The organism is Clostridium sp. CX1 (assembly GCF_025398335.1).
In the GTDB taxonomy this organism is placed as follows: domain Bacteria; phylum Bacillota; class Clostridia; order Clostridiales; family Clostridiaceae; genus Clostridium_AM; species Clostridium_AM tanneri.
In genome coordinates, this window is the sequence record NZ_JAODOO010000001.1 from 317,003 (window position 1) to 331,408 (window position 14,406).

Here is a 14,406-nt window from a genome sequence, read left to right on the forward strand (position 1 = left end):
TAAAATTATGTCAATCTCAAGTATAAAACAACTCTAAATAATAATACTATATAGAAGGCCATAGTAAAAGGAGTTGTTATTATGAATTTTAATTCCTGGTGGTATATGGGATTGGCAATTATAAGCCTTGGCATTTTAATTTTTATATATTCTAAAAAAAGAAAATCTAGTTTTTTATTGTTATTCTTGGTAATGGTTGAATTTGCTTTTCTTATTGAAACTGTAATCTATATTTTTGGGGGCAGCTATCAATACTTTCCTAAGATAATTAAATATAATTCCTATTATGATAGTAATGTAGGTGCTCTTGTTTCAAACTTACTAATAGTACCTGCCCTGGCTACCTTAATAGGTGTCTTTAAATTGAATTGGCTTTGGATTAGCTTTTTTACAGCATTTCTAACTTTCACTGAGTGGCTGTTTTTAAGGCTTAATATATATGAACATAATTGGTGGAAAACAGGGTATACAACCTTTGGCCTTCTTTTTGTATTTTTTCCTTTAGGAAAGGTAATTTATAGACAAATATCAAAGCCATTAAAAGGAATTAAGCACTCCATATTTTTATTTTTATGCACTGCACCGATTTTAGGCTGTATGCATATTATTCCTATTATGTGGCTTTCTAATAGGGCTTATTTTCCTGGGTGGTTTAAAGATTATGCCCATGACACAACTGCCTTTGCCTCACTTTATCATGTAGTGGTAGCAATAATTTTTACTATATTGATAAAGATCAACTGGAGACACAGAGGATCAAAATATCTGGTTATGGCAAGTATTAGTTTTGTCACTACGCTAATTCTTACGAAGATTGGAATACTGAAAAGATATGTATGGTGGGACCCGTGGTATTATATATTTTACCATGTGATTGTTTTAACAATGTCTGGAGCTATAAGTAAGAGGTTGTTTAGGGGGAGTAGTGGAAGGAGCATTTAAAAGGAAGGTTCCACAGATAAAGAAAAGGTTGATGATTTAAAAGAACTTTTAGATATATGGATTGAGAGTCAAGGAGGAAATCTAAAGCTATATTAATAAAACCTTAAGGTTTTATTAATAAAATTACTATGATATAAATTTTTACTTTGCAGTACTATAATAATGAGTGAGAACAAGCAAGAATGAAATGAAAAATGGGGGTATTATGAATAAACGAGAGAGAATTGAAATAGTCTTTTTATATGGTGTTTTCATTTGTTACATACTTTTGCTAATTAAAATATTGTTGGTATCAAGAATTTCGTATTCGGGGCCTAGGTCAATCAATCTCATTCCTTTTTATAGTATAAAGGAATATATATATAGTAACTCTGCTACTATAAAAAGATTCGCCTTTGGTAATGTGATTGGCAATATAGTTATCTTTATTCCTCTTGGTGCATATTTGTTATTATTCAAAAATGATAAAAGAGTAATAACCAATTCGTTGTTTATATTTATAGTGAGTTTGTTTGTTGAAATCATTCAAGGGCTTTTAGGTATTGGATCATCAGACATTGATGATATAATCCTAAATTGTTTAGGTGGATTGATTGGTATTTTAGGGTACAAGTTTTTATTGTGTATATTACGAGATGAGAAAAAAGTACATACTGCAATCACAATAGTATCTGCTATCGGATTACCTCTTATATTATATTATTTATTCATGATGAAAATGAGATTCTAATAGCTTTATTGCAATGATAGGCTATTGCTGGGAACCTTATTTCTTAACTGGGTGAACAAAATGAATGGCAATTTAAAGGCAATTGAAAAAACCATGAAGTAATTTCAGTTGAAGCACAGGGATTATAATTATTTTAAGGAGAGTTTTATGAATAAAAAAGAAATTGTAACCAAGGAAAACTTAATAGAAGTATTGGATTTATTAGATAGTATGGAAATGAGATATTGGATAGATGGGGGATGGGGCATAGATATTTTACTTGGAAAACAAAACAGAGAACATCGAGATATTGACGTTGATTTTGACGGAGAGTTTACGGAAACTTTATTAAATAAACTGAAAGAAATAGGTTATGAGATTGTAGTTGATTGGAGTCCTTCTCGTATCGAGTTATATCATCTGAAATTGGGATACATTGATATACACCCTTTAATAATAAATGAAGACGGAAGTGCCAGACAGGCTGATCCACAAGGTGGGTGGTATGAGTTTGAAGCAAAATGGTTTTCGACTGCAGTGTTTGAAGGTAGGATTATTCCATGTATTTCTGCTGAGGCTCAAAAATTATTTCATAGTGGATATGAGCCTAGAGAAGTTGATAAAATCGATATGAAAAATCTTGATAGACTTATTATAGAATAGTATATTATACGTTACACAAATATCTTGCGAGGAGAATAATAATGGATAACTTAGCCTTTGATAAAAGTTCTTTTGATGTAATATGGTCGGAAGCATTCTTGAAAAAATATGATTATGTTGATGAGGTTAAAGAATTCATTGAAGCAGACATGTATAATCGTTTTAAGGATTATTACAGCTATGTATTTTATATCGCAAAGAAAAAATAGTAGTTTAGGTGTAACCTTCAATAATAAACATCAAAGGAGTGTATTTGTATGGTAGATAATATTATTAAATTAGTAACAGAGAAGCTATCATCTTTGCCTTATATAGAAGGCATTGTATTGGGAGGCTCACGTGCAAGAGGCACTCATACAAAGGATTCAGATATAGATTTTGGAATCTATTACAATTTAGAATCATTTGACCTGAATGCTATTAATCAACTTGCTACAGAGTTGGATGACGAGCATAGAAGCAACCTTGTTGTACCTCCCGGAGCATGGGGTAATTGGGTTAATGGCGGCGGATGGTTAGTCATAAATGGGCATCATGTGGATTTAATTTTACGTGATATAAAACGGGTAGAACAAATAGTAAAAGATACAGAGCAAGGAATTGTTACTGCTAATTACCAGACGGGACATCCCCATGGATATATTAGCGCCATGTATCGTGGAGAATTAGCAATCAGCAAAGTGCTTTATAACAAAAATAGCGTGTTTAATGAATTGAAGAAAAAAGCAGAGATTTATCCTACTGCTTTAAAGAAGAGCTTGATAAACTTTTTTATGTTTGAAGCTGAGTTCTCTTTAATGTTTGTAAAGGCAAATGCGGCAGCAGACGATAAATATTATATTGCAGGCCATGTTTTTCGTATAGTTTCATGTTTAAACCAAGTATTATTCGCATGCAATAATGCTTATTGTATCAATGAAAAGAAAGCTATCAAACTGCTTGAAACTTTTGAACATAAGCCTGAAAAATATGCAAAAAGGGTTAATTATATTTTTGAAGTACTCGGTTTTTCCCCTTTTGAATGCTACCACATGACTGAGAAGCTTTATAATGAAGTGAGGCAAATTGTATCGGAAATAAATAACTTTTGAAAGGTATTCCAGAGATAGAGGATGAAATTCGCCATCCCATAATGTTGATTGTTTCAGCAAGAAAAAATTAAGGGTAGAAATAAATGAAATAAAGCGACTTTTTCACTTTATTAGAAAACGGTAAACTTATGAATATATGAAGATACGGTGAGGTAGATAATATGACATCAAAACAAGATAGTAACAGTGACCTGGTCAAGACTTATTAGTTGATGTTGAGAATAATGATAATAGCGAAAATAACTATGGTTATGCACAATGCTAATATAATTAAAGTTCAAGGACATGATCCTTGACTTATTTTATTCAAAAGTTATATAATCTAAATGTACTAAAATAAAAGCTTTGAGGTGATTAGTTAAAATGATCATATAATCTTATCCGGTTTTTAGCATTTACAGTAGTATAGATAAGAGCGAACATATCTCTTAATGTTAGGATATGTTACTTTGAGTTGGTCTAAACTACTAAAAGTTTTGGATAGGATTATAATTATGTCATATTTAACTTTTTATAGAGCGCTATTATACTATTCTTGATTCAGAATAGTTGTTTTGTGTTAACTATATATGATGATACTTATAACCTTTCCGAAACTTCATAGTTGGAAAGGTTTTTTTATTTTTTAAAGATATGAAAGGATGATAAGTATATGAATATAAAGATAAGTGAATATAATCTCCCAATAGAAAAATCAGGACCTTATGGAATTACTGTAGGACCTGATGGAGCTATATGGTTTACAGAAAATGCAGGTAACAGAATAGGAAGAATTTCAACAGAAGGTGAAATAAAAGAATATGCAGTTCCAACCTTAGATGCAGGACTTTCGATTATAGCAATTGGAACTGAAGGTCACTTATGGTTTACAGAATATAAAGCCAATAAGATAGGGAAAATTACAATGGAAGGTAAAATTACAGAATATGATATACCAACTGCAAATGCAGGACCATATGGAATAGTCTTAGGTCCTGATGGTGCAATGTGGTTTACGGAGATTACTGGTAACAAGATTGGTAGAATTACCACTAGCGGAGAAATTAGTGAATATGATTTACCTGCTCAAGGCTCATTTCCTTCAATGATTGTATCAGGACCTGATGAAGCACTTTGGTTTACAGAGAATCAAGGTAATAAAATTGGAAGAATTACTAGGTTGGGGGATATAGCTGAGTTTAACATACCAACTGCAGCTTCTGGTCCAGTTGGAATTTGTAAAGGGACAGATAATTGTCTTTGGTTTGTTGAAATAATGGGAAACAAAATAGGAAGAATTACTACATCCGGCGAATTTGTTGAATATCCACTGCCAACAGAAAATGCTAAACCACATGCAATTGCTTCAGGTAAAGATGGGGACCTCTGGTTTACAGAGTGGGGACGTAATAAAATTGGTAGGATTACCTTATCCGGAGAACTTATAGAATATCAAATACCTACACCAGGGTCAGAGCCACATGGACTTGTACTTGGACCAGACGGAGGAATATGGTTTGCCGAGGAGTCAGATAAAATAGGGCAGATAACCTTCTAGAAGCCATGTAGTTTTCATAAAAAATATGAACCGAATAAGGGTTCTGTATAGATAAGGAGGTTTCTCTCCAATGAGAGCATAATTTTAAACTAATTAAAGCTTATTGTTTTTCCCGCAGGCACAAGATATTTTTAAGTTTCCCACATAATACTTGTAAGAGTAGTGTTATAATAAATCTAAAATAGAACCTTTGAAGGGAGAAAAATTCTATGTCAAATAGTATAAATTCGAGAAAAATAGTGTTAGATTTGGCAGTGACTCTGGATGGATTTATTGAAGGTCCAAAGGGAGAAGTTGATTGGTGTATAATGGACGATGATATGGGGTTTACCGATTTTTTGAATAGTATAGATACAATTTTATATGGTCGAAAAAGCTACGACTTGTGGGGACAATATATTCCAGATGAAGGGGTTTCTGATACGGAAAAAGAAATTTGGAAGTTAGTTCACAGTAAAAGGAAGTATGTATTTTCTAAAACTCTTACAGAAATTAATGGAAATGCAACACTGATAAAGGAAAATTTACAGCATGAAGTAGAAAAAATAAAAAAAGAACCTGGTAAAGACATTTGGCTTTATGGAGGATCAAGTCTTGTAACAACTTTTATAAATTTAGGACTTGTTGATGAATATAGGTTGTCTATCCACCCTGTGGTTTTGGGATCAGGCAAGCCTTTGTTTAATATAAATCAGAGAGTAGAACTTAATCTTGTTAATATGAGGAAATTCACCTCCGGAGTGGTACAGCTTTGTTATCATCCAAGGGAATTGAAGTAATCATTATGATGAAGTGCATGTATAAAAAATATGCAAGTAATGTTAGGTAAGGAAAAAGTAAACCACTATACTGGGAATAAAATAGCGGCGGCTTATAAAATAAAGCTGCCGCTATAATTATATTCCATTAAAATAAATTAAAAAACTTTCTGAGGCCATAGAATTGGTAGTTAGGCAGTGGAATAGGAACAGTGCCATATGCACATGGAATGCTTAGGTTAAAAAATCATATTGTTAGTTGTAGCAGAATAGAGGTGAAAAGGCACCAAAATTAAGGTAGGAGAGTAGATACATGTTTGAAAATAGTAATAGAGAACCAAAAAAGAAATTATATAGGGTGGGGGCAGTGTTTTGCACAGTTATAGTGATTCTAGCTGCTTGTTATTTCGGTTATTATAAATACCAGCAAAGTAAGGTTAAGTTTCAATCACCAGAAGGCTTCTCTGTTAAAGTTAATACAAAAGATCTTACTGTAGTGGGAGCAAAGTGGCTTGAAGCATATACTGAGCAATATCGGGGGAAATATGTGCCTAGGAATCAAAGGCTAATTGAGTATTCTGTTGATGGTATTGAAATCAAAGAAACTAATGTAATTCAAGTTGATTTTTCCATTGTTACAAAGAAATTAGATGAAAGAAGTGCCTATAATTGGAATGGGAGTATAGAGAAAAACAGAGTTAAAAGTCAATGGGTTTTACGGTTTAAAGAAGAACTAAACTCAGATGGAACTTTCACTTACACCGTAACTAAATTACAAAGACCTGCTGGATATGATTTAGAAAAATATCAAAGTAGTGGTGAGAAAGAAAGAGATGAGTATAAACATAAATATGAAGCTGAAATTCCTTATGAAAATCAGCAATATACCTATAAGATAGAAAATAAAATGGTCTATGTAAGCTATAATAAGGGAAGTTCATGGAAAGAAGTACCTGTCCCACTGGAAACCTTGGTATCAGTTGGAGACGGACGGCCTTATTATAATAAGTTGCAGGAAAAAAGCTATGTGATAACACCAGGAAAAACTGCCTTTGTTTATGGAGGCACTAGAGACCATCCTCTTATGATGATCCATTCAGAGGACGGTGGAATCACTTGGAAAACATCTGAAATAAGTAAATCCTTAGATAGTACAAGAGTGAAGTTTTGCAGTTTTCCAACAGCTACAGTAGGTTATGTCATTGCAACAAGTGGAAGAACTATGTCTCAAGAAGGACAAATGATCTATAAAACAACAAATGGCGGGGACACATGGAAAGAGGTTGGGGATGGACCTAGCACCTGGCTTTTACAGTCAGCAGGTTTTGTAGATGAAAATCTGGGTTTTATAAGTTATCCAAAGGTGGACGGTGCGGCTACTAATTTTTATAGAACAGAAGATGGAGGCAAAACCTTTGAGTCGGTAATACTGCCTGTTCACAGGGAAAAATGGATGGATGTTACTCTTGAACCTTTTATTCAGCCAGAAACTCCTTATGTTGAAAGTGGAAAATTGTTTCTTTTAGTAGGGCAGGGAGAACAGGGGGATTTCAAGGGAGGCACTGTTATGGCAAAATACAAATCAGAGGATAGGGGAAAAACCTGGAGTTTTGTGGAATTGGTGGAGCCGCCTTCTAAAGAAACAGGTTAATTATAAATTAATGTAGGTAGGTGTTAATAGTAAATGAGTAATAGAATTTCAATATTGGTGATAGAAGATGACAAAGATATAAGCAATATGATTTGTGACTTGCTTAAGCAGAATGGCTATAATGCAAAGCCAGCTTATTCAGGCACTGAAGCTTTAACGGTTTTTGATACTGAAACAGATTTGATATTGCTTGACCTTATGCTTCCAAGCCTTAGTGGGGAGCTGGTACTACAGGAAATAAGAAAACACAGTAATGTTCCAGTTATTGGACTTTCAGCAAAGAGCGATAAGGCCTCAACAATTAATCTACTGAAGTCTGGCGCTGACGATTATATTGTAAAACCCTTTAATAATGATGAACTGCTTGCAAGAATTGAAGCACAAATGCGAAGGTATAATCAAGCTTTAAGTATTCCTAGTGAAAACAATAAATTAATCTATAAAGACTTATCCATAGATACAGAAACCTATTTGGTACAGGTTGGCGATACCCCTATAAGCCTTACTAAGCGAGAATTTTTGATACTGGAATTATTGATGAGATATCCTAAAAAGGTGTTTACTAAGTCAAATCTTTACGAACATGTGTGGAATGATGAATTTTTAGGGGATGAGAATACTGTAAATGTCCACATTAGTAATATTCGCTCAAAGCTTGCAAAGGCAAATCCAATAGGGGAATACATACAAACTGTTTGGGGAATAGGCTTTAAAATGAGTGAGTAAACTTAAGACTTTATTAAGACTTTTTTTATTGATTCTTAAATCCTGTAATTCATAATAAGTACATAAGTTAATAAGAGGAGAGTGCTTAAATTGGGTGAATATATATTACAAACCTTTGAGCTTACAAAGAAATATGGAAAAAGTACTGCAGTTAGCAATGTAAATATGAAGATTAAAAAGGGAGATATATATGGTTTTATTGGCAGAAACGGTGCTGGTAAAACAACAATGATTAGAATGATTACAGGACTAGTTACACCAACAAAAGGTGAAATAGAATTGTTTTCACGAAAGGGTGAAAAAAATATTAATGCTGAACTGCCTAGAATAGGAAGTATAATTGAACACCCTGCCTTATATCCTGATTTTACTGGATATGAGAATATGGAGCTTCGAGGCAAGTTACTGGGAATACCTGAAAAAAAGGTCATTCACGATATATTGGAGGTGGTAGAGTTATCAGATGTGGGAAAGAAAAAGGTTAAGAATTTTTCTTTAGGAATGAGACAACGTCTGGGTTTAGCTCTTGCGCTGCTTGGAAATCCGGATTTTCTCATACTTGATGAACCGACAAACGGACTTGATCCTGAGGGTATTGTGGAGATGAGGAAGCTTTTAAAAAGACTTAATGAAGAGCAGGGTATAACAATTTTAATTTCAAGCCATATATTAGGGGAATTATCTAAAATGGCAACACGCTATGGGGTAATCAATAATGGTTCGTTAGTAGAGGAGTTTACAGCTAAGGAGTTAGAACTAAAATGCAGAAAGTATCTAGATATAAGGGTGAGTGACAGCGCTGCGGCTTCTTTTGTTTTAGAAGACACCTTTAAAACAACAAATTATGAGGTACTGCCAGACAATATAATTAAGGTTTATGATTTGTTGGATATGTCAGGTGAAATTTGCTTGGAGCTTGCAAAGAATAATGTAAAGATATACTCTATTGAATCCAAGGGGGATGACTTGGAGGGGTATTTTATGAGATTGATGGGGGATAATAATTATGCTTAACTTATTGAGAGCGGATTTTTATAAATTAAGGCGAAGCAAGTCCTTTTTTATTTGTTTGGTTATGATTGCTTTCTTTGTAGCCTATGTAATACTAGATTTTAGTTCTTCAGCACATATGAAAGAGCGGCTTAGCCAAAGTACTTTTCATTGGATATATATGCTTTTTAAGGAAAGAGCTTTTTTACCATATTTTATTCCGATGTTCCAGGCCATATTTATTACAATGCTTATAACAAGCGAGTATAGTGCAGGAACAATTAAAGATTCTGTTTCCTTAGGCTTCAGCCGTAGTAAAATTTATATATCTAAATTAATCACAGTATCTGTAGGTTCAATTTTAATGATGCTTGTTGCTATATTTTTTACGGTCATTACATCAATTTTTGTTTTTGGCATATACGGTTCTTTTACAACTTATGACTTGCTGCTGCTTGTTCGAATGTTTTTAATCCAAAGCTTGTTATATACAGCTTATGCATCTATATTTTTAATGATAGCATTTTTGATTAAAAATGTAGGAGGTACAATGTCTTTTAGCATTTTCTTCAGCTTAATACTAGGCTCTTTAGGTTCAGTAGTTGGCAATAGCTATCTAGGAAGAATTTTACTGCTTATGAACTTTTCGCCTACTGCTGTACCACAGCCACAAGTAGTGGATATAAGGATAGCAATTGCGGTGGCTTTATTCTACCTGATTTTGTGTTTGGGTATAGGAGGATTTATCTTTAAAAAGCAGGATATCAAATAGACTTGGAGGCAGATTTTATGCTTTGGTTAATTACTATAATACTTATATTAGTCATAGGCGTACTATTCGCCTATATTTTCCTTTATAAAAGAGAGATTAGAAATATTGCTAAAAGACTTCAGTTTATTAGGAATAATGATACAAATAGGAAAGTTAACCTTCAAATTAAAGCAAAGGAAATTAATGAACTGGCAATTCAATTAAATCATTTAATTAACTATTATAAAATTGAAAAAGTAGCTATTTCAAAGGCTCAACATGAATTTAAAGAGGAGATAACCAACATATCTCATGATTTAAGAACACCACTAACCTCTATTGCCGGATATGTTCAGATGTTGGAGTCGGAGAATACGCCTAGAGAGAAGAAGGCTGAATATTACAGCATAATTAGAAGACGTATTGATACATTAATTAAAATGTTGGACGAGTTTTTTGAATTTACTAGAATTGAATCCGATGAATACCCATTGAAGCTTGAAAAAATTAATGTGAGCAATGTGCTTGCAGATGCAATTTCTCTGTTTTATTATGATTTCCTTTCAAAAGGCGAGGAACCAAGCATCCAAATGCCCTCAGCACCGATTTATATCCATGCGGATAAAGATGCCCTAAAAAGGGTTTTTCAGAATCTAATTAAGAACTATTTAAATCATGGAAATGGAAATATATCTATTTCAGTAAAAGAGGAAGGGAATCATGTATGTATTAGTTTTAAAAATTATGCACCTAATATAGATAATGAAGAGGCTAAGAAATTGTTCAAGCGCTTTTATACTGCTGATAAATCCAGAACTAAGAAGACTACAGGCTTGGGACTCTCAATTGTAAAAAACCTAGTTATTAAGATGAAGGGTGAAATTGAAGCATATGTTGAGGATTCATTTCTTATTATCAATATAACTTTCAATCTTTAGGATGCTAGTCTAGAGTAATTACTGACCTGTAAATTTATAGAATATAAAATGATTTATAATAAAGGTCCGATATTTTTTGTATTAAAAAAGTCGAGCGTCCTTAAAGCAGCTTTGGTATTATGTACATATGAAAGGAGGGGGGCAATGTTAAAGGAATTAAATCATGTAATTGACTATATTGAAGATCATTTAACTGATGATTTATCTTTTGAATTAATTTCTGAATATGCTGGGGTTTCTGACTATCACTTTAGAAAGATATTTTTTTACCTTTCAGGGTTAACACTTAGTGAATATATCAAAAACAGAAGACTGTCGGAAGCAAGTAAAGATTTATTACATGGAGAAAAAGTAACAGATGTTGCCTTTAAATATGGTTATCAGTCAATAGATGGCTTTACTCGAGCATTTAAAAAATGGAGTGGGTTTTTACCCTCAGATGTAATGAAAAAAGGCATAAGTAAATCATTTCCCAAACTTTCATTCATAATAACCGTCAAGGGAGGAGTTTCTATGGAATTTAGAATTGAAGACAAACCAGCGTTTAATTTAGTCGGTGTAAGTAAGCGTGTTCCTATGCAATTTGAAGGTGTTAATAACGAGATTGTAAAGCTTGCACAAAGCATAACGGAGGAACAAAAAGAAGAAATGCATTCTCTTCAAAATATGGAACCTTATGAGGTTGTCAGTGCTTCTTATGAGGCTGACGCTAATTTCCTAAAAGAGGAAGGATACTTAACTCATCTGATAGGAATTTTAACCACTGAAAATCAAGTAAGTGATCTATTAGAAAAAGTGCCAGTGGATGCTTGTACTTGGGCTATATTTCCTAATGAAGGGCCATTTCCTTCTACCTTACAAGAAACAATGGCGAAAACATATTCAGAATGGCTTCCTTCTTCCGATTACGAGCTAATCAATGCCCCATCTTTTTCTTTTACTAAAATGGATAAAGATAAAAAAGATTACGCTTATAGTGAAGTTTGGATTCCTGTTCGCAAGAAATAAAAATAGGATTAATGTGAAAGTATTCCTCCTTTAAGTAAAGGGGGAATATTTTACGTGAAATTAAAATCAAAGTGTGTTTTATATTCCTTCAGACTGGTGGTTTGAAGGAATTTTCATTTAGTAGGTCATACCAGTAACTTAAGATTTTCTTAAGACTTTCTTTATTGCTTCTTTAATCATATAGTTCATAATGAATATATCAGTTAACCAAGTGAGGACAAGGAAACTTAGTACAATATGTGAATAAAGGTAAGAAAAAAACAGGGCTATTTAGAGCTCACATGGTAAACAATAGTGATAAGATAAAATTGCAGGTTTGTTAGGCTTTTACAACAGGCCAGACCCCTTCAGGTAAAGATACAGACAATAGATAGGAGAGATTAAAATGAGAAAAAGGTTATATATTATCTTAATGATAATAGTATTTTTAATGCCATTGATTTTTTATCCTTTATCAGTTAATGCTGATGCTATTATAGAAAAAGAAGCTATTGATGAGTTTGTCACTAACTATTTAAAACGTAACGGACTACCTGGGGCATCCATTGTAATCGTAAAGGATGGTAAAGTAATATATGGAAAAGGATATGGCCATGATTCTGAAGGTAAAGCCTTAACAGAAAATTCATTAATGAGAATAGGTTCCGTTTCCAAATCCTTCACTGCATTTTCAGTTTTGCAATTAGTTGATGAAGGAAAAGTTAACCTAGATAATCCAGTTGTTAAGTATTTGCCAGAACTTACAATGGATGATCCTAGATTACAAAAGGTTACAGTAAGGCATTTGTTAAGTCATACATCAGGGATTCCGAATCCGACGATTGTGCCACCAGCCAGCACCTTAAAAGCAGGTGTTCACCGTCTACATGACTGGAAACTTAATTGGCAGCCTGGAGATAAATATTTGTATAGCAATGCTAATTATTGGGTACTTGCTCGATTAGTAGAAGTAATAAGCGGTATGGAGTTTCCTAAGTATCTTAAGAAAAATATATTTTATCCACTGGGAATGAACGATACACTATCAGCTATCAACTCTGGTGATCCTGTAAAAGGGTTATCTAAAGGATATATAACAGCATACGGTACTGCACTTCCCTGGTCAGAGCTTGAGCAAATGTTTGCTGGTTCTGGAGGAGTAATTTCAACAGCTGCTGACATGGGGAAATGGATTTCCATGCACACTAATGAGGGAAAAAATGTGAATGGAGAAAGGTTACTATCAAAATCATTGCTAGAAGAATCCTATTCTCCTCAACCGGGAAGCGCTAAATATGGTCTTGGTTGGTCTTTAAGCTCTCCAAATATTAAACCAGCACGTATTTCTCATAGTGGGGCATTATCTACTATACAAGCACAACAAGATATTGTACCTTCCAGTGGATATGCTGTAGCTGTGATGCTTAATAGCTTTACAACTACTTTAGAACACTCATATGAAATTAGTTCAGGAATTATCCAATTAACTGAAGGACAAATGCCCGATACTAAAGCCCCTACACCTACGATAATAGATTTATCACTTGGTTTCATTACACTAATATACTTGATATTAGGTATTAGAGGTATTTTGCGCAGTGGGGAGTGGTCCAACAGACGCAAACAACATCCCACTTGGAGATATTATCTTCGTCTAATGCCCCAAGTTATTCCGGTATTGTTTATAGGTTGGTTGTTTTTTATTGTCCCAAACCTACAAAATAATAGTGCTACAATTAAAGATGCTTTTGGGCTTTGGCCAGCTGCTATGTTATTTTTCACAGTAGTTTTCTTAATTGGAGTTGTAGTTACAGTTATGAGGACATATTATAGGAGAAGATTAAGTAGAAATTGATAGATTTAGATATAAAGTCCTAAATAAAATAAATACATATATATCATATTGACGATATCACTACTATGTGTTACTATATAGCCGTAGTAAGTAATACTGAATACCGGTTGTACAGAATAGCAAGGAGGAGTTGCATTGGAGAACCTTACGGAAATGCTCAAAGGCGTGCTGGAAGGCTGTGTTCTTGAAATCATAAGCCAGAAGGAAACCTACGGTTACGAGATCACGCGGAGACTGAACGCCCTCGGATTTTCAGACGTTGTGGATGGGACAGTTTATACCATTTTGGTGCGGCTTGAGAAGAATAAATTAGTAGAAATTACGAAAAAGCCATCGGATATGGGACCGCCGCGAAAGTTTTTCACGCTCAATGACGCAGGGCGCAAGGAATTACAGAAGTTCTGGGAAAAATGGGAGTTCCTATCATCAAAAATTAATGAGTTAAAGGAGGAAACACAATGAGTTTTTGGGAAAAAATCACAGGCAATGACATGACTAAAGAAATGAAAGCTTTTGAAGCTCGTGCCAAAAAGCTGCCCGCTGATTACCAAGATGCATGGGAAAAAATTAATTCTAATCTTTGGTCGCATTCAGATTTCACCGGTCGCAACCTCATGCCAATTCTTGACGGTGTGCTTAGCCTGCTCGAAGAAACGGCGGCGGACGGTCAAAGTGTTCAAGAGGTTTTAGGTGACGATATCAAAGGCTTCTGCTTAGCACTAGCTGGCGAAGAAGGAGCAAAGTCTTATCGCGATAAGTGGCGCCAGCAACTCAACAATAATATCGCAAAAAAATTAGGTAAATAGGA

At 33.9% G+C, this 14,406-nt stretch carries 16 protein-coding genes; all 16 read left to right on the forward strand.

From position 1 onward, the window contains the following. Positions 1 to 81 precede the first annotated feature (81 nt). Complete coding sequence (locus tag N4T77_RS01455) at positions 82 to 942, forward strand: hypothetical protein (protein WP_261669932.1); 861 nt, start codon at positions 82 to 84, stop codon at positions 940 to 942. Between the two features lie 205 nt (positions 943 to 1,147). Further along, complete coding sequence (locus N4T77_RS01460) at positions 1,148 to 1,672, forward strand: VanZ family protein (protein ID WP_261669933.1); 525 nt, start codon at positions 1,148 to 1,150, stop codon at positions 1,670 to 1,672. Between the two features lie 147 nt (positions 1,673 to 1,819). Next, the gene (locus tag N4T77_RS01465) at positions 1,820 to 2,314 is read left to right on the forward strand and encodes a nucleotidyltransferase domain-containing protein (protein ID WP_261669934.1); all 495 of its coding nucleotides are present in this window, start codon (positions 1,820 to 1,822) and stop codon (positions 2,312 to 2,314) included. A gap of 41 nt (positions 2,315 to 2,355) precedes the next feature. Continuing rightward, positions 2,356 to 2,523 carry a hypothetical protein gene (locus N4T77_RS01470; protein ID WP_261669935.1) on the forward strand — a complete coding sequence of 56 codons (168 nt, stop codon included), beginning with the start codon at positions 2,356 to 2,358 and terminating at the stop codon, positions 2,521 to 2,523. Positions 2,524 to 2,571: 48 nt separating this feature from the next. Next, on the forward strand, positions 2,572 to 3,405 hold the full coding sequence (locus N4T77_RS01475; RefSeq protein ID WP_261669936.1) for a nucleotidyltransferase domain-containing protein: 834 nt from the start codon (positions 2,572 to 2,574) through the stop codon (positions 3,403 to 3,405). A gap of 652 nt (positions 3,406 to 4,057) precedes the next feature. Next, on the forward strand, positions 4,058 to 4,942 hold the full coding sequence (locus N4T77_RS01480; protein ID WP_261669937.1) for a Virginiamycin B lyase: 885 nt from the start codon (positions 4,058 to 4,060) through the stop codon (positions 4,940 to 4,942). A gap of 209 nt (positions 4,943 to 5,151) precedes the next feature. Continuing rightward, on the forward strand, positions 5,152 to 5,721 hold the full coding sequence (locus N4T77_RS01485; RefSeq protein ID WP_261669938.1) for a dihydrofolate reductase family protein: 570 nt from the start codon (positions 5,152 to 5,154) through the stop codon (positions 5,719 to 5,721). Positions 5,722 to 6,013: 292 nt separating this feature from the next. Continuing rightward, entirely contained in the window at positions 6,014 to 7,351 is a 1,338-nt protein-coding gene (locus N4T77_RS01490) for a sialidase family protein (protein WP_261669939.1), read from the forward strand. A gap of 33 nt (positions 7,352 to 7,384) precedes the next feature. Continuing rightward, positions 7,385 to 8,077, forward strand: a complete 693-nt coding sequence (locus N4T77_RS01495) for a response regulator transcription factor (RefSeq protein ID WP_261669940.1) — start codon at positions 7,385 to 7,387, stop codon at positions 8,075 to 8,077. 90 nt (positions 8,078 to 8,167) lie between these two features. Next, positions 8,168 to 9,091 (forward strand): ATP-binding cassette domain-containing protein, encoded by a 924-nt coding sequence (locus N4T77_RS01500; protein WP_261669941.1) that lies wholly within the window; start codon positions 8,168 to 8,170, stop codon positions 9,089 to 9,091. After that, the gene (locus tag N4T77_RS01505; protein WP_261669942.1) at positions 9,084 to 9,839 is read left to right on the forward strand and encodes an ABC transporter permease; all 756 of its coding nucleotides are present in this window, start codon (positions 9,084 to 9,086) and stop codon (positions 9,837 to 9,839) included. The genes N4T77_RS01500 and N4T77_RS01505 overlap by 8 nt, the downstream gene beginning before the upstream one ends. A 17-nt stretch (positions 9,840 to 9,856) precedes the next feature. Then, complete coding sequence (locus N4T77_RS01510; RefSeq protein ID WP_261669943.1) at positions 9,857 to 10,756, forward strand: sensor histidine kinase KdpD; 900 nt, start codon at positions 9,857 to 9,859, stop codon at positions 10,754 to 10,756. A 144-nt stretch (positions 10,757 to 10,900) separates the two neighbouring features. After that, a complete protein-coding gene (locus tag N4T77_RS01515; protein ID WP_261669944.1) occupies positions 10,901 to 11,764 on the forward strand; it encodes an AraC family transcriptional regulator in 864 nt (287 codons plus the stop codon). A gap of 385 nt (positions 11,765 to 12,149) precedes the next feature. After that, positions 12,150 to 13,598 carry a serine hydrolase gene (locus N4T77_RS01520; protein ID WP_261669945.1) on the forward strand — a complete coding sequence of 483 codons (1,449 nt, stop codon included), beginning with the start codon at positions 12,150 to 12,152 and terminating at the stop codon, positions 13,596 to 13,598. Between the two features lie 135 nt (positions 13,599 to 13,733). Further along, positions 13,734 to 14,060: a PadR family transcriptional regulator gene (locus N4T77_RS01525; RefSeq protein ID WP_261669946.1), complete on the forward strand. Its 327-nt coding sequence runs from the start codon at positions 13,734 to 13,736 to the stop codon at positions 14,058 to 14,060. Continuing rightward, complete coding sequence (locus tag N4T77_RS01530; RefSeq protein ID WP_261669947.1) at positions 14,057 to 14,404, forward strand: DUF1048 domain-containing protein; 348 nt, start codon at positions 14,057 to 14,059, stop codon at positions 14,402 to 14,404. The genes N4T77_RS01525 and N4T77_RS01530 overlap by 4 nt, the downstream gene beginning before the upstream one ends. Positions 14,405 to 14,406 lie beyond the last annotated feature (2 nt).